Origin of the sequence: Mesobacillus campisalis (assembly GCF_000986785.1) — a bacterium.
Lineage (GTDB): Bacteria > Bacillota > Bacilli > Bacillales > Cytobacillaceae > Mesobacillus_B > Mesobacillus_B campisalis.
In genome coordinates this window covers 145,737-162,499 of sequence record NZ_LAYY01000009.1, presented here as the reverse complement: position 1 = coordinate 162,499, position 16,763 = coordinate 145,737, and the positions used below count along the sequence as shown (strand labels likewise).

Annotated in this window: 15 protein-coding genes and 3 riboswitches; all 15 genes read left to right on the top strand. The window is 46.6% G+C overall.

All coding sequences use genetic code 11. The annotated features are described in order from the left end of the window. Positions 1–252 precede the first annotated feature (252 nt). The 15 genes from WQ57_RS10515 (at position 253) to gcvH (ending at position 16,763) form a co-directional block, all read left to right on the top strand. Positions 253–777 carry a DUF1259 domain-containing protein gene (locus tag WQ57_RS10515; RefSeq protein WP_338151901.1) on the top strand — a complete coding sequence of 175 codons (525 nt, stop codon included), beginning with the start codon at positions 253–255 and terminating at the stop codon, positions 775–777. 238 nt (positions 778–1,015) lie between these two features. After that, the gene (locus WQ57_RS10510) at positions 1,016–2,119 is read left to right on the top strand and encodes an ABC transporter ATP-binding protein (RefSeq protein WP_046523699.1); all 1,104 of its coding nucleotides are present in this window, start codon (positions 1,016–1,018) and stop codon (positions 2,117–2,119) included. Then, positions 2,116–2,919: an ABC transporter permease gene (locus WQ57_RS10505; RefSeq protein ID WP_046523698.1), complete on the top strand. Its 804-nt coding sequence runs from the start codon at positions 2,116–2,118 to the stop codon at positions 2,917–2,919. The genes WQ57_RS10510 and WQ57_RS10505 overlap by 4 nt, the downstream gene beginning before the upstream one ends. A 1-nt stretch (position 2,920) precedes the next feature. Then, entirely contained in the window at positions 2,921–3,724 is an 804-nt protein-coding gene (locus tag WQ57_RS10500; protein ID WP_046523697.1) for an ABC transporter permease, read from the top strand. Continuing rightward, positions 3,721–4,794 (top strand): ABC transporter substrate-binding protein, encoded by a 1,074-nt coding sequence (locus tag WQ57_RS10495; RefSeq protein ID WP_046523696.1) that lies wholly within the window; start codon positions 3,721–3,723, stop codon positions 4,792–4,794. The genes WQ57_RS10500 and WQ57_RS10495 overlap by 4 nt, the downstream gene beginning before the upstream one ends. Before the next feature lie 122 nt (positions 4,795–4,916). After that, complete coding sequence (locus tag WQ57_RS10490; RefSeq protein WP_046523695.1) at positions 4,917–6,455, top strand: spore germination protein; 1,539 nt, start codon at positions 4,917–4,919, stop codon at positions 6,453–6,455. Beyond that, complete coding sequence (locus WQ57_RS10485) at positions 6,455–7,549, top strand: GerAB/ArcD/ProY family transporter (protein ID WP_046523734.1); 1,095 nt, start codon at positions 6,455–6,457, stop codon at positions 7,547–7,549. The genes WQ57_RS10490 and WQ57_RS10485 overlap by 1 nt, the downstream gene beginning before the upstream one ends. After that, on the top strand, positions 7,549–8,670 hold the full coding sequence (locus WQ57_RS10480) for a Ger(x)C family spore germination protein (protein ID WP_046523694.1): 1,122 nt from the start codon (positions 7,549–7,551) through the stop codon (positions 8,668–8,670). The genes WQ57_RS10485 and WQ57_RS10480 overlap by 1 nt, the downstream gene beginning before the upstream one ends. 53 nt (positions 8,671–8,723) lie before the next feature. Continuing rightward, positions 8,724–9,653, top strand: a complete 930-nt coding sequence (locus WQ57_RS10475) for a nucleoside hydrolase (RefSeq protein ID WP_046523693.1) — start codon at positions 8,724–8,726, stop codon at positions 9,651–9,653. A gap of 66 nt (positions 9,654–9,719) precedes the next feature. After that, positions 9,720–10,634, top strand: coding sequence for a nucleoside hydrolase (locus WQ57_RS10470; RefSeq protein WP_193787115.1), 915 nt, complete (start codon positions 9,720–9,722; stop codon positions 10,632–10,634). Positions 10,635–10,721: 87 nt separating this feature from the next. Next, positions 10,722–11,567 (top strand): MBL fold metallo-hydrolase, encoded by an 846-nt coding sequence (locus WQ57_RS10465; protein WP_046523691.1) that lies wholly within the window; start codon positions 10,722–10,724, stop codon positions 11,565–11,567. 139 nt (positions 11,568–11,706) lie between these two features. Next, a riboswitch (glycine riboswitch) is annotated at positions 11,707–11,808 on the top strand. Positions 11,809–11,811: 3 nt separating this feature from the next. Further along, positions 11,812–11,890: riboswitch (glycine riboswitch) on the top strand. A 144-nt stretch (positions 11,891–12,034) separates the two neighbouring features. Next, positions 12,035–13,429, top strand: coding sequence for an amino acid permease (locus WQ57_RS10460; protein ID WP_046523690.1), 1,395 nt, complete (start codon positions 12,035–12,037; stop codon positions 13,427–13,429). 113 nt (positions 13,430–13,542) lie between these two features. Continuing rightward, positions 13,543–13,645, top strand: a riboswitch (glycine riboswitch). A 239-nt stretch (positions 13,646–13,884) separates the two neighbouring features. Beyond that, a complete protein-coding gene (glyA, locus tag WQ57_RS10455) occupies positions 13,885–15,135 on the top strand; it encodes a serine hydroxymethyltransferase (RefSeq protein WP_084820248.1) in 1,251 nt (416 codons plus the stop codon). A 68-nt stretch (positions 15,136–15,203) separates the two neighbouring features. Then, complete coding sequence (gene gcvT / locus WQ57_RS10450; RefSeq protein ID WP_046523689.1) at positions 15,204–16,316, top strand: glycine cleavage system aminomethyltransferase GcvT; 1,113 nt, start codon at positions 15,204–15,206, stop codon at positions 16,314–16,316. A 51-nt stretch (positions 16,317–16,367) separates the two neighbouring features. Beyond that, the gene (gene gcvH, locus WQ57_RS10445) at positions 16,368–16,763 is read left to right on the top strand and encodes a glycine cleavage system protein GcvH (RefSeq protein ID WP_046523688.1); all 396 of its coding nucleotides are present in this window, start codon (positions 16,368–16,370) and stop codon (positions 16,761–16,763) included.

The following is a 16,763-nucleotide window of genomic DNA, read 5'->3' as shown; positions in this document are numbered from 1 at the left end:
TTCATAAAATGTCGTGTTGACGCCAGATTTTAAGAAAATAGCAGTGAATGCCCCGGTAATGCATCGGGGTTTTTTCCATTGGCCGTTAGGTGCTGAAACGGTCAAAGCTGAGGGAAGTAGAAGTTGCGGCTGAAGCAGGAGAACCGTCCCCCTGCTTTGGAAATATATGTGCGATTGTTTTGGTTATTTTATCCAGACAGGCTTTCCATATATGAATATATTATTTACAAATGGACAAGGAGGTGAACTATTTTGAGTAACAATTGGGACCGTATTTTATTTGGCGGTTCGAGATTCAGGGATGCCTACCAGGAAGCCGGCAATATTGAGGATAACAGGGACCGTAGGCCACATCCTCATAAAAGTAGGGCGGGAGATTCTGTAGATGCTTCCACCTGTCAAGAACTGGCAGATCTTATTGGGGGAATGGTCATTTCCACTTCCCCATGTGTTGTTATGCGTATCAGAAATATCAAGGCAACCATTTTAGGACGTCGTACACGTTCCCCGCTAGCCCTTCCATTTGGGCTATCCTTCGAAGAAGACCTTAACCTTGGTGAGTCTGTTGTCCTTCAGAAGGAAATTAATCCGCTTATGACCGCATTGCGAAAAAGGGGCATTATCGTAACAGCTGTCCATAACCATTGGTTGTTCGAGGAACCTCGTTTGATGTATATGCACTGGGAAGATACCGGGGACGCTTTCGATTTCGCTGAGAGAAGCTTTGCCGCTGCAAAGGAAGCGGGTCTATTCAATAGAAAATCGCGTCATGATTAATTTTTAGCTGTTTTCGAGTAGCTTAAGGTGAAGCTAGAAAACCACAATACCATCACGCAGCCCCTTTTCGATTTGAATAGGGGCCTTTTTATATTTATTCGAAGGTCACCCGGCCGAAAATGCCTGGAATTTAAAGCCTTTGCACATTGTAATTTTTATCCACTGTTGTATAATGGTTCGGTGTGTCTATCAATTTACATATTTATCATAAAAACGCTTTGGCAAAGAGGAGGTTGTAATGGATAACTCAGCGATTATTAAATTTAAAAATGTGACAAAACAATATGATAACGATCCGGCTGTTCTGGATGATGTGAGTTTTGAGATTGAACGCGGGAAATTTTATACGCTTCTTGGTCCTTCTGGCTGCGGGAAAACGACGATTCTCCGCCTGATTGCCGGGTTCACTCAAGCGACGTCCGGAGATATTTATTTTGATGGAAAAAGGATCAATGACCTGCCTGCCAACAAGCGCCAGGTGAACACCGTCTTCCAGGATTACGCCCTGTTTCCCCATCTAAATGTTTTTGAAAATGTCGCGTTCGGCTTGCGCATCAAGAAGCTGACGAATGCCCAAATCGAGGCGAAGGTAAGGGAAGCGCTTCAGTTTGTGAATCTTACAGGCTATGAAAATAGGGAAATCGGGGAGATGTCGGGGGGCCAGCGTCAGCGCGTCGCGATTGCCCGGGCGATTGTTAACGAGCCCGAGGTTATCCTGCTCGATGAACCGTTATCCGCCCTTGACCTGAAGCTGCGGACCGAGATGCAGTATGAACTCCGCGAGCTCCAGAGCCGCCTTGGCATCACGTTCATATTCGTCACGCATGACCAGGAGGAAGCGCTGGCGATGTCAGATGAGATTTTCGTCCTTAACGAGGGGAAAATCGTGCAAAGCGGCAGCCCTACCGATATTTATGATGAGCCGATCAACCGTTTTGTGGCCGATTTTATCGGTGAATCCAATATTGTCCACGGAACGATGGTAGAAGACTACCTGGTAGAGTTCACAGGCAAACGCTTTGAGTGCGTCGACATGGGCCTTAATCTTAATGAGCCCGTTGAAGTTGTCATCCGTCCGGAAGACCTGGAAATTACGTCAGTCGAACAAGGCAAACTGCAGGTGAAAGTCGACTCCCAGCTGTTCCGCGGCGTTCACTATGAGCTAAGCTGCTATGATGAGGCAGGCAACGAGTGGCTTGTCCATTCCACCAAAAAGGCGGAAGTGGGCGATGCAATCGGGCTTTATTTTGAACCAGAGGCCATCCATGTCATGCGCCTGGGCGAAACGGAAGAAGAATTCGACGCCCGTCTGGAAGCCTATGAGGATGGAGAAGGTAAATGAACAGCAGGCTAACCCGTTCATGGTTCATGCTGCCGTATACTCTCTGGATGGTGTTCTTCGTCATCGCGCCGATTTTGCTCGTCATCTACTATTCTTTCCTTGATATCAACGGCCAGTTTTCGCTGGCAAACTACCAGAAATTTTTTACTCCGGTCTATTTGAAAATGACCTTTAGCTCGTTCTGGTACGCGTTCCTGATTACCTTTTTCTCGCTGCTTGTTGCCTATCCTACGGCCTATCTTTTAACCAAAACGAAACATAGCCAGCTCTGGCTGCTGCTGATCATTGTTCCTTCCTGGATCAACCTTCTGCTGAAGGCGTATGCCTTCCTTGGCATCTTAGGAACATACGGTGTCAGCAATCAGCTGCTGGAAGCGATCGGCATCGGCAGGCAGCAGGTCCTGTTCACGGATTTCAGCTTTATTTTCGTGTCCGTCTATATTTTTATCCCATTTATGATTTTGCCGATTTTCAACTCGCTGAATGAACTGAATCCGACCTTGATTGATGCCGCCAATGATTTGGGCGCTTCCAAATGGACAACGTTTACGCGAGTGATTTTCCCGCTGACGATTGAAGGGGTAAAATCGGGCATCCAGATTGTCTTCATCCCTGCATTGTCCCTGTTCATGCTGACACGCCTGATTGCCGGCAACCGGGTGATCACGCTTGGAACGGCCATCGAACAGCATTTCCTTGTGACCCAGGACTGGGGGATGGGTGCCACGATAGCGGTATTTTTGATTCTCATCATGTTTGCCATTATGGCCATCACAGGCAACCGAAAGCGGGGTGTGTAAGTTGGAACGAAAAGGATCTCGGTTGGCTAATTTCTTTTTATTGCTCGTTTTCTTTATTTTATATGCACCGATCATTTTCCTGATTTTTTATTCGTTCAACAGCGGCGGGACGATGTACCATTTTGAAAGCTTCACGCTTGATTGGTACAGGGAATTGTTCAGCGATGTCCGCCTGCTGATCATTGTGCTGAACACGCTGGTGGTCGCCTTGCTGTCCGCGCTGATTGCAACCATCATTGGTATCATCGGGGCACTTGGGATACATGCCATAAAAAAGCGGACCGCACGGAATACGGTTCTATCATTGAATAATGTCCTGATTGTCAGCCCGGACGTCATCATCGGGGCATCCTTCCTGATTTTGTTCACGGTAACCGGCTACAAGCTGGGATTTTATTCGGTCCTGCTTTCGCATATTGCCTTCAGCGTGCCAATTGTCGTGCTGCTTGTGCTTCCGAAGCTGTCGGAAATGAGCCCATCGCTTGTCGACGCGGCGAGGGACCTGGGAGCAAACAGCTGGGATGTGCTGACAAAGGTGATCCTGCCGTATTTATCGCCAGGCATCATGGCCGGCTTTTTTATGGCCCTGACGTATTCCCTGGATGATTTCGCAGTCACGTTTTTCGTGACAGGGAACGGCTTCAGCACGCTTTCCGTCGAAATCTATTCCCTGGCGCGCCGCGGCGTATCCTTGAATATCAACGCTTTATCGACATTGTTGTTTTTGTTCACCATTATCCTGGTTGTGGTCTATTACTTCATTGCCCAGCGCCAGAAGATTAACACTGTGGGGGTGAGGAAATGAAGCAGCTGGTTCGTGCTTTCATCGCTATCTCTCTTGTATCTGTCCTGCTGCTGGCGGCTATTTCCAAACTGAATGACACACAGGGGTATTCAGGTGACAATACATTGACGATCTACAATTGGGGAGATTATATTGATCCCGATTTGATCAAAACGTTTGAAAAAGAAACAGGCATCAGCGTCGTATATGAAACCTTTGATTCCAACGAGGCGATGATGACAAAGGTGAGGCAGGGCGGCACCTCCTATGATATTGCCGTTCCTTCCGAGTACATGATTGAAAAAATGCAGGCCGAGGACCTGCTGATCGCTATTGACCAAAGTAAGCTGCCTAACCTGAAAAACATCGACGAACGATTCATGAACCTGCCCTTCGATCCAGGCAACGAATATTCGATTCCCTATTTCTGGGGAACGGTCGGAATCGTCTACAACCACTCGCTCCTCGGCGGCAAAGAATTTACCAGTTGGAACGATCTGTGGGATCCAGAGCTGAAAAATGACATCCTGCTTGTTGACGGTGCCCGCGAAGTGATGGGCATGGGACTGAACAGCCTTGGCTATTCCCTGAACGACACCAACAAGGAGCACTTGAGGGAAGCGAAGGAAAAGCTTGACACCCTTACGCCGAACATCAAGGCGATCGTCGGCGATGAGATCAAAATCCTGCTCGCCAATGAGGAAGCGCCGATAGGACTGGTCTGGTCCGGCGACGCCGCCGATATCATGTACGAAAACGAGAATCTTGACTATGTTGTTCCGGAAGAAGGCTCCAACCTTTGGTTCGACAACATGGTCATCCCAAAAACTGCCAAGAACGTTGAGGGAGCGCATCGGTTCATCAATTTCATCCTGGACGCGGAAATTGCCGCCCAGAACACCGAATGGGTCTCTTACTCCACGCCGAATAAAGCCGCGCTGGAATATTTGCCGGAGGAGATGGTAACCGATGAACGATTTTATCCGCCCGCAGAGCTGACAGAGAAACTCGAAGTATACGAAAACCTCGGTCAGGAAAATCTGGCTTATTACAACGATTTGTTCCTTGAATTTAAAATGCATAGGAAATAAAACACGGGGACGGTTCTCCTGCTTCAATGAAGCAGGAGAACCGTCCCTTTGCTGCATTAAAATGCATGATTTTCCAACTGGTGATGCAAAATAAGCTATCATCAATTAGGTGGGAACTATGCATGGCATTCTTTCGCAAATACAAGAAAACCTCTGCTTCTTCTGCCCAGCAATCCCAGAATCGCATTAAGAGCTACCGGTTAAGTTCGGGATTGAAAGAAAATCTTGCGAAAATCCAGTCTACTTTTTGCGATACACCTGACCTCGTGATAAGGAAATTGGTTATAAAACAGACAGGCAGCCAGGCGGCCGTCATCTACTTGAGCGGCATTACCGATAGCAAGGCCATTTTTAATAACGTACTTGACCCTCTTTTATTTAAAAATGATAGGGAACACGATGAAGCTGATTTCAAAGTGTCGCTTGGCCACATTAGGGAAGCGGATTCGTGGCCCGAGATCGAGGATGCACTCCTTAATGGCGAAACCGTCCTGTTTGTCGAAGGACTTGCAGAAGCGTATATCTACGATACGCCTAAATTTCCTAGCCGGTCTATCGAAGACTCGCCAGTTGAAACCTACCTGGCAGGAGCGCATGTGGGATTCAACGAGATGGCAAGTGTGAATGTTGCGTTAATCCGCCACCAAATCCATAACCGGGAACTGAAAATAAAGGAAATGACGGTTGGGGAAAGGGGAAAAACGAAGCTTTCCATCCTGTATCTGGCTGATGTCGTGAATCCGGAAGTGCTGAAGGAGCTGGAGAATCGGATCAAACAGCTGAATGTCGACAGCATCATCAACGCAGGAGTGCTAGCCGAATACATCGAGGATCAACCGTATTCTCCCTTGCCGCAGCTTTTATTGACAGAGCGCCCTGATTATGCGGCTGCCCAAATCCTGCAAGGCAGGATTGTAACCGTGGTGGACAGGTCCCCGACTGTCATAATCGGCCCAGCGACTTTTGATGTTTTCTTCAAATCGATCGATGACTATGGATCTCGTTGGATGGTGGCTTCATTTATCCGTCTTCTAAGATATTTTGGTTTTTTTATTGCGATCTTCCTGCCGGCCATTTATATCGCTACCATTTCGTTTCATTTTGAAGTCATTCCATTAAAACTGCTTTTTTCCGTCGGGGAATCAAGGGAACGGATACCATTTCCGCCCTATATTGAGGCATTTATCATGGAATTCACTCTTGAGATGCTAAGGGAAGCCGGGATTCGGCTTCCAGCAAAAATCGGGCAGACGGTGGGCATTGTCGGCGGTATTGTAATTGGCCAGGCAGCCGTCGAGGCCGGGATTGTCAGCAATATCATGGTCATTGTTGTTGCTCTGACCGCCATCGCTTCTTTTATCATCCCTAGTTATGAAATGAGTTCTGCCATCCGGCTAGTCCGCTTTCCAATGATGATCCTTGCCTCCTTGTTCGGTTTTGTCGGAATCGTGGTTGGGTTCATGATTTTGATTGGCCATTTTATTTCCCTTGAATCACTGACAATGCCGTATGGAAGCCCGGCAGCCCCGCTCCGGTTTAAAGAATGGAAGGATGTATTCATCCGCACCCCCCAATGGTCGCTCGAACAGCGGCCTACTGCAACAAAAGCCATTCAAAAGACCAAAGCCCATTCCAGACCTCCGGGGGGTGATGATTCGTGATGAAAATGGCAAAACCAACACTTACATTGCCGCAATATATTTTTCTGATCCATGGTGTACAAATGGGGGTAGGAGTATTAACGCTGCCCCGTGAGACAGCTGAAGCAGCAGGAACAGACGGCTGGATTGGGATTGTCCTTTCGTGGGTCCTGGCGACAGCTGCAAGTCTGATCATCATCCAAGTCATGAAGAATTACCCGAAAGGAACCATTCTTGACCTTTTAAGACACTACTTTGGAAAATGGATAGGAATAGCGGGCACAATCCTGTTTTCCCTCTATTTTGGGATCATGGCCACTGTGATATTTATTAGAGAGGCCCTCTTTATCCAAGCATGGATTCTGCCGCGCACCGAGGTTTATATCCTGATTGCCTTGTTGTCGATTCCCAGCTACCTCATTGTCCGAAAAAACATCACGATATTAGGCAGGTATTCCGTCCTTGTTTTTTTCATGACAGTGTGGATGATGATCTTTTTCATCATTCCGCTGAAACAAGCACAGTGGCTTCATTTACTCCCGCTTTTAAAGGAGGGCTGGCAGCCTATTCTTGACTCTGTAGGAACGGCGCTTTTTTCTTTTGGAGGATTTGAAATCGCCTTTTTCCTGTATCCATTTTTGCAAAAAAAAGAGAAAGCCTCCATGGGAATTGTCATAGCGAACACCTTAACCCTTTTCATATACCTGATCATTACGATAGGAGCCTTCGTGTTTTTCAGTCCTGATGAAATTACCATTTATAATGAACCATCCATTGTCATGTTAAAGATACTGGAGTTCAGATTTATTGAAAGACTGGAAATTGTATTTTTTGCTTTTTATCTATTTGTGATTTCCGTAACGGTCCTGCCGCTCATGTATATGACCGTATATTGTACAAGCCAGCTGGCTGGGGAAGAAAACCATCGCAGGCATTTAATCTGGTTACTAATCATTGCATTTGTCTATGTCGTGCTGGTTCCCCCCACATTTGACCAGAATAAGCTACTTCAGCGGCTGATTGAACAAGCCGGCATGGTCCTCGCGTTTGCTTTTCCCCTCTGTATATGGGCCTATCTCTTGATTCTCAGGAACATTAAAAGGAGGGGAAACTAATGAGACAGAGTCGTCTAGTTCAAGCAAGCTTGTTCGTTTTTCTGGCCGCCATGCTTACAGGCTGCGGAAGCCATGTTCCCCTGGAGGATTTGACGATTTCCCTGATCCTTGGAGTGGATCTTGATGAAAAAAATAATCTGGTCATTTCCGAGTCCAGTCCGGTGTTCAATCAGGATGCGAAGCAAAACATCGAATCGTATCAGCTGAAGGCCGAAACAGTAAGGGACTCAAGAAAATATTTTGATGCTCTGGCAACCGGGGAAGTCACGGCGGCAAAAATCCAGGTCCTGCTGATCGGAAAACGTGTTCTTGAACATGAAGATTGGTTTCCCGTCCTGGACACGGTATACCGGAATCCAACCTTTTCCCTTAATACACGAGTAGTGGTAGTGGATGGGCCTGTATCCGACGTCATGTTTTATGTCCCTCCGGATAAACCTCAGATGCCCTTGCATTTAAAAGAAGTGATTGATAAAAACATTGACAGGACGAGAGCGGTCATCAGCACGCTCCAAGTGCTTCACAGACAAATGTATGAAAGCGGCATGACCCCTTCGTTATCGGTAATTAAAAAAGAAAAGGATGTTGAATTTACCGGAGTCGTTTTGCTTGATAAAAAGGGAAAGTATGTGGACACTATTGACGCTCAGAATTCGGCCTTTCTGCTGATTCTCAGGGATGAAAAGAAACAGGAGTTGACCCTTACTATTCCAATGACCTCACTGGGCGAAGGGGGAGGAATCTTTCATAAGAACCAAATAAGCTTTGATGTCAGCCGGGTAAAAACGGATGTAAAAACCAGCTACAATAAAGGCAAGTTTGATTTCAAGTATCAGATCGCCATGACCGTTAATGTGGCAGAACGCTTATTTCCGGCAGGCCGTGTCAATCAAAAAGAGCTGGAGAAAATGATTGAGAAAGAATTAAAGAACCGGTTGGAGGATATGGTTAAAAAGTTCCAGGCAAACAAAATCGACCCAATTGGACTGGGAATTCATGCAAGAGCCTATCAATATGAACAATATAAAAAAGTGAAGCCGCATTGGGATGAAGCATTCGCGGAGTCCAACATTGATGTTTCGGTAGACGTTAGGATAAAATCAATGGGTGCGGTGAATTAATATTCCGCAAAAATAGAACGCGGTTTCAAAGCTATTACTTAGAGGTGAAAAAGATGAATAAAAGAAAAATCATCATGGATTGTGATCCTGGTCATGATGACGCGATCGCGATTATCCTGGCGGCTGCACGGCCTGAATTGGAGATTTTGGGCATCACGACCGTTTCAGGAAATGCCGAGATTGAAAAAACGACCATTAATGCCCTGAAAATCTGTGAGCTGGTTTCGCTGACAGATGTAATGGTTTCAAAGGGGGCCAGCGAGCCGCTTGTTCGGGTGCGGGAAACGGCCCCTGGCATTCATGGGGATTCCGGTTTAGATGGCCCGGTGCTGCCTGAACCATCCCGCAGCTGGAGTGGGGAACATGGCGCTGATACGATTGTAAGGCTGGTAAGAGAATCAAAAGAGCGCGTTACCATCCTTCCGACAGGTCCATTGACCAATGTGGCATTGGCTTTAGCAAAAGCGCCGGAAATCAAGGAAAGTATTGAAGAGATTGTCCTGATGGGCGGAGGCACTTTTGGCAACTGGACCCCGACCGCCGAGTTTAATATCTGGGCCGACCCGGAAGCAGCGAAAAAAGTGTTTGACAGCGGTATTCCGCTGGCCGTCATGGGACTGGATATTACCCATCAGGCGATGGCCACAAGAGAAGTGATTGACCAGGTAAATCAAATTGACAACAGAGTTGCCAAAATCGTCGGTGAACTATTGGAGTTCTTTGCCCAAACCAATCAGGAAATGTTTGGAATGGAAGGGGGACCTGTTCACGATGTGCTCACGGTCGCCTATTGTGTGGCACCAGAATTGTTCAAGATGAAAGAGGTCAATATTGCCGTCGAAACAAAAGGCGAATTTACGGCCGGAACCACGGCAGTCGACCTTCTTGGGGTAACAGGCAGGGAAAAGAACGCCAAGTTTGGCCTGAAACTTGACGTTGAAGGCTTTTGGAAGCTCATGTATGAAGCCCTTGAACAGTACTAGATTTGGAAAAGATGAACGTACTAAAAATGAAAATCCTATATGAACGAGGGAAATGGAGGAATAGGTTTGAAGCCAATTATAATCGATGTGGATACGGGAATTGATGATGCCCTGGCGATGTCTTATGCCTTAAACTCGCCGGAACTGGAGCTGCTAGCGTTTACGACCTGCTTTGGCAACGTGTCTGTAGAAGAAGCCACGCGCAATACTCTCGCTGTTTTGGAAAAAGCAGGGAAGAAGGTTCCTGTCTATGCTGGAGCCGATCAATCGTTTAACGGCAGGATAAAAACACGCTCGGCCAAGCATGTTCATGGAGAGGACGGATTGGGCAATACCCTGACTCAGGAGCCATTGGCTAAGGAAGAAAGCCAATTTGCGCCGGACTTCATGGTACAGCAGGTGAAAAACCGCCCGCATGAAATTACAATCATTACCGTCGGACCGCTGACCAACCTGGCGCTGGCGATAAAAAGTGCACCCGAAATCATCCCGCATGTAAAAGAGGTTGTCGTGATGGGGGGAGCCGTGAAAGTGCCTGGGAACGTGAATGCCTATGCCGAAGCCAATATATTCGCCGACCCGGAAGCAGCGGAGTTTGTCCTGTCCTCAGGTCTGCCTGTCACCCTTGTGGGACTTGACGTAACGATGCAGACTTTATTGCCAAAATCGAAGCTTGATGAATGGCGTGCTGCCGGGAACGAAATGGCACGATTCCTTGCGGATATGACACAGTTTTACATAAGTTATTATGAATCTTCCTATCATGATATTGGCGGCTGTGCCCTGCATGACCCCCTTGCAGTCGCGGCAGCTATCGATCCTAGTTTTGTATCGACGGAAACCATGAGTGTCAAGGTCTCCATAGAAGGAGAAGAGGCGGGGAGGACCGTCGGATACCCTGAAGGGGAACCTAAAGTTCGCGTCTGCACGGAAGTGGATGCAGAGCGGTTTCTGGAGCATTTCCTTAGCCGGGTGGTTTAATTCAATGGGGAAGTTCGCCCGTCATGATGAAGGGCGAACTTCTTTTTAAGACAAGACGCAAAATTTCATTCGAAAGAAGGAATCAGCATGCTGAAAAAACTAGCAGACAGAGTGTATTATATGCCGCATTATTCTGAAACCGACCGTCCCGCATTGGGGCTGATTTGCGGCGATGAATACAGCGTCATTGTGGACTCCGGGAATTCTCCTGCACACGCCACGGATTTTCTTGGATTGGTGGGAAAAATGGATATTCCTCCGGTGAAGTTTGTGCTAATTACCCATTGGCATTGGGACCATATTTTTGGCATGAACACGATGGATCTTTTAACAATCAGCCATGAAGACACGAAGGAGAAACTCCAATACCTCAAAACATTGAAATGGGATGATGCTTCACTGGATGCTCGTGTGGAGACTGGCGAGGAGATCGAGTTTTGCCGGGATATGATCAAGCGTGAGATGCCAACGCGGGATCATTTGAAGCTGAAGGTACCGGATATTACTTTTACTGATATAATGGAATTGGATCTGGGCGGTGTGACTTGCGTGGCCGAGCATGTCGGCGGGGTGCATGCACAGGATTCCTCAATCATTTACGTTCCAGATGCAAAGGTGATGTTTGTTGCGGATTGCCTGTACCAGGACTTTTACAGCGGGGAATGGAGCTATGATCTCGAAGATCTTCGGACGCTTTTAGCAAAGATAAAAAAATATGATACAGAATGGTATGTGCTCGGCCATCAGGACCCAAAAACACACGAAGAAATGTGGAACTTCCTCGATGACCTGACAAGCATTGGCGAAATCGTCGGACAAGAAATTTCCCTTGATAAAGCAGCAGCCAGATTTAAAGAAGTGCGCAGCACCGACCCAAGCGAAGACCAGCTCGAATTCATCCAGAACTTTGTCAATGGAAACCAAAAGAAATAAAGCAAGGGGACGGTTCTCGTGCTTCGAATAGAGCACGAGAACCGTCCCCTTGCTTCAATATGGGAAAATAGTAGGTTTACTATTCTAATAATTTGGAATATATTAAATGTAAGCGGTTTAATAATTGAATAACGTGCGGTTGAATGTATTGGGAGAGAGCGAAAATGTCGTCACCGAAGGAGCAAATTCCAAAAAGACCCTTTGGAATTAATCTCTCAGGTAAAAGAACCAATACAGGACGCAACTCTGGAGAGCGCAAATTCATTGCCACCAAAGGGGACCCGCTATTTTTGCGGATTAAACTTTCAGGTAAAAGGACAGAGAGAAGGGTATCATAGCCTTCTCTCTGTCCTTTTTTGCTTGTGTTCATGAATTAAGGTAAAAACAACCGCTTAAATGAACATGTGGACCCAGATTTAATGTCAACGGCAAAGAAAACAATCTTAATTGCAGAGAGAGGGGACTTTATGCAGGAACAGAAGCTGGAAAGAGGTTTGAAAAACCGACACGTACAATTAATAGCGATTGGGGGAGCAATTGGTACAGGGTTATTTCTTGGGGCAGGAAAATCGATTCACTTAGCAGGACCATCCATTTTATTCGCTTACTTGATCACAGGTGTCATTTGCTTTTTAATCATGCGTGCACTCGGGGAACTGCTTATCAGTAATTTAAACTATCATTCTTTTGTTGACTTTGTAAGAGACTATCTCGGCGATATGGCCGCTTTTGTCACTGGATGGACCTATTGGTTTTGCTGGATTTCCATCGCAATGGCTGACTTAACGGCGGTGGGTCTATATACCCAGTACTGGTTTCCTGGTGTGCCGCAATGGATGCCCGGATTAATCGCGCTCGTTGTTTTGCTGTTCATGAACCTTGCAACCGTCAAGATTTTTGGGGAAATGGAGTTTTGGTTCGCCTTAATTAAAGTCATTGCCATTTTGGCTCTAATCGTGATAGGCGGTTTTATGATTTTTAAAGGTTTTTCCACCGATGCGGGCGCTGCCAGCTTCACAAATATATGGGGTCACGGGGGCATGTTTCCAAATGGAACATTCGGTTTTATTCTCTCATTCCAGATGGTCGTATTTGCGTTTGTGGGCATTGAGCTTGTAGGACTGACGGCCGGTGAAACAGAGAACCCTGAAAAAGTGATTCCGAAAGCAATCAATAGCATTCCAATCCGGATTTTGATTTTCTACATTGGTGCTCTTTTTGTCATTATGAGTGTCTATCCATGGACCGCCGTCAACCCTGCGGCAAGTCCCTTCGTCCAGGTCTTTGTAACCGTTGGGATTGCTGCTGCGGCAGGAATTGTTAATTTTGTCGTTCTTACATCCGCAGCGTCAGCATGTAACAGCGCGATTTTTAGTACAAGCCGGATGGCCTATTCCCTTGGTAAAGAGAACAATGCACCACACAAATTTGCAAAACTGAATAAGCGCAAGGTACCTTCTAATGCGCTGTTTTTTTCAACGGCCGTCATTTTTATCTCCGTTGTACTGAATTATGTGATGCCAGAAGGCGTATTCACGCTAATTACCAGTATCTCTACCGTATGTTTCATTTTTATTTGGGGAATAACGGTGATCAGTCATTTGAAATACCGGAAAACAAGACCTGATTTGGCAAAAGTGAATAAATTTAAGATGCCTCTTTATCCATTCGCAAATTACCTGATTCTCGCTTTCCTGGCTTTTGTTCTCGTCGTGCTTGGCATCGCAGAAGACACCCGGATCGCCTTATTCGTAACTCCTGCATGGTTCATTATGCTGACTTTAATTTATAAGACACGTAAAGCAAATGGGGCAGAGACAGATCAGGAAAAAAAGAAAACACTGGTAGAAGAGAACGCCTGAGACATCTTTTTTTCAGACCAAACATGTAAGCGTTTTAAAAGTGAGTTTCCAAAAAGGTTGACATTCTTTCTTTAACAGATTATTCTAAAAATAATAAAAATTAAATAATGCGAATGATGGTTGTGGGAGAGTGCAAAGCAAAAAGCCACCGAAGGAGCAAGTTCCAAAAATACCCTTGGAATTAATCTCTCAGGTAGATGGAACCACAACTGGACGCAACTCTGGAGAGCACGTAGTCTTAACTGCGTCACCAAAGGGGAAGGCTCAAGGAACGAGTTGAGCTAAACTCTCAGGTAAAAGGACAGAGAAGGGGAGAGAAAGCCTTGGCTTCCCTTTTCTGTCCTTTTTTGTGCGGAAAAAGGAAACGTCCGTTCGAGGAAGCGGAAAAATTATATCTGGACTATTGCCGAGGCTTCCTGCTAATGTTTCTTACTAAATTTGAAGGAGGAGTAAAAATGGGTTTGCAGCAAAATGATTCCATCATCTTTGAGTCTATTGAAAAAGAGAGGAAGCGCCAGCATCAAACACTAGAACTGATTGCGTCCGAAAACTTCGTAAGCGAAGACGTGCTGGAAGCAATGGGAAGCGTGATGACCAATAAATATGCCGAAGGGTATCCAGGAAGGCGCTATTATGGCGGGTGCGAGTATGTGGATGTGGCCGAAACAATAGCGATTGAGCGTTTAACGAAGCTATTTGGCGCCAAGTATGCCAATGTTCAGCCACACTCGGGTGCCCAGGCAAACCTAGCCGTTTTTTATGCTTTGCTCCAGCCGGGTGATAAAGTGATGGGAATGAACCTTTCGCACGGCGGCCACTTGACACATGGAAGTCCTGTCAGCATTTCAGGCAAATGGTTTGAGATCATCTCCTATGGTGTGAGGGAAGACACCCAATTGATTGATTACGATGAACTTGAAGCTATTGCGGTAAAAGAGAAACCCAAATTGATTATTGCTGGCGCAAGCGCCTACCCTAGAACGATTGATTTTGCGAGATTCAGAGAAATTGCCGATCAAGTGGGAGCCAAATTCATGGTCGATATGGCGCATATTGCCGGACTTGTTGCTGCTGGTCTCCATCCATCACCAATTCCATATGCGGACGTCGTGACAAGCACAACCCATAAAACGCTGAGAGGGCCGCGCGGCGGAGTCGTCTTAACCAATGATGAAGAAATGATAAAAGCCATCAACAAAGCGATATTCCCGGGAATTCAGGGCGGACCATTGATGCATATCATCGCGGCCAAGGCGGTAGCCTTCCGTGAAGCTCTTCAGCCGAGTTTTAAAGAGTATGGGCAGCAAGTCATTGCCAATGCGGCGGCTCTAGGCGAAGCGCTAAAGAAAGAGGGGGCAACGCTCGTTTCAGGTGGCACTGACAACCATATTGTCCTTTTGGACCTTCGTCCATGGAACCTGACAGGAAAAGCAGCAGAAAAGCTGCTGGAAGAAGCGGGTATAACCGTCAATAAAAACACGATTCCATACGATCCTCAAAGCCCATTTGTCACCAGCGGCATCCGGATGGGAACGGCGGCTTTGACCACAAGGGGCATGAGGCAGGATGAGATGGTGAAAATCGGGGAGACCATTGCGGCTGTTTTAAAGAGCAATGGAGACAATGGCGTGATTGAAAAAGCAAAAGAAACGACTAAAGAAATCTGTGGTACGTTTCCGCTATTCAAGCAGGCTGTTACTGTTTAGAAAACGCCTTTAGCCAATGGCCAGCCCATAGGAAGAATCAGTTCGATATTAAATAAGAGGTGAAAGAATTGAACACACAAACAGGATTAAAGCGAACACCACTGTTTGAAACCTATAAAAAATCAGAAGCCAAGGTGATTGATTTTGGCGGCTGGGAACTTCCGGTACAGTTTTCGGGCATTTTGGAAGAGCATGAGGCGGTGCGGAAGGACGCGGGGCTCTTCGATGTATCCCATATGGGGGAGGTCCTCGTTGAAGGAAAAGATGCGGAGAGCTATCTCAATTACCTTCTGACGAATGATGTAACCAAGGTTGGGATCAACCAGGCGCAATATACGGCAATGTGTTACCCGGACGGCGGAACCATAGATGATTTGCTTGTCTATAAACTGGCCGAGGAAAAATATCTGCTTGTCATCAATGCTGCAAACACGGAAAAAGATTTTGAATGGATGAAGAAACAGGCAAGCGGAGATGTGACACTTCAAAATATCTCCAACGACATGGCACAGCTTGCGATCCAAGGTCCAAAGGCAGAACGTGTCTTGCAAAGGCTGACTAAGACAGACTTAAGCCAGATTGGTTTTTTCCAGTTCGCCCAGGATGTTGAGCTCGACGGGACTTCAGATGTTCTCGTATCCCGCACAGGCTATACAGGTGAGGACGGCTTTGAACTTTATTTGGCAGCCGAAAAGGCAGTATCCCTGTGGGAGAGGCTTCTGCAAGCAGGCAAGGAAGACGGCCTGAAGCCATGCGGACTTGGTGCGCGTGATACACTCCGCTTTGAAGCGCGTCTCGCCTTGTATGGCCAGGAACTTTCCGAAGAAATCAGCCCGCTCGAGGCCGGCATTGGATTTGCCGTCAAGACGAACAAAGAGAATGATTTTATCGGCAAAGATGCACTTAGCAAACAAAAGGAAAATGGCCTGAAACGGAAAATAGTCGGGATTGAAGTAACTGGAAGAGGAATTCCCCGTCATGGGTACAAAGTATTCTCAGCAGACGGCGAGGAAGTTGGCTTCGTCACATCCGGCACCCACTCTCCGTCTTTAAAGAAGAGCCTGGGCCTGGCGCTCGTGTCTACAGAATATTCCAAGGCGGACACTCTGTTAAAAGTGGAAATTCGCAATAAACCCGTCGATGCGGTTGTGGTGAAAACACCATTCTATAAAAAAGGCTAGCCGGGTAATAGAAATTATATTAATAGATTCGAATGAAAAGGAGAAAAAACAATGACAAATAAAACAGCCAATTTACTATACAGCAAGGAACATGAATGGGTTCTGTCCCTGGAAGAAAACCGGGTGCGGATCGGAATCTCCGAGTATGCACAAAAGCAGCTGGGAGACATCGTCTTTGTTGAAAATCCGGAAGTCGATGATGAAATCACCGCAAATGAATCAATGGGAACAATCGAATCTGTAAAAGCGGTCTCTGATATATTCTCTCCTGTATCAGGTGTGGTGGTCCGCGTGAACGAGGAGCTGGAAGATTCGCCAGCGCTGATTAATGAACAGCCATATGAAGAAGGCTGGCTGGTGGAAGTCGAATTGTCCGATCCGGGTGAATTGGAGTCGCTATTAAATGAGGATGAGTACAAGGCATTTATCAACGAAGGAGAGGAATAA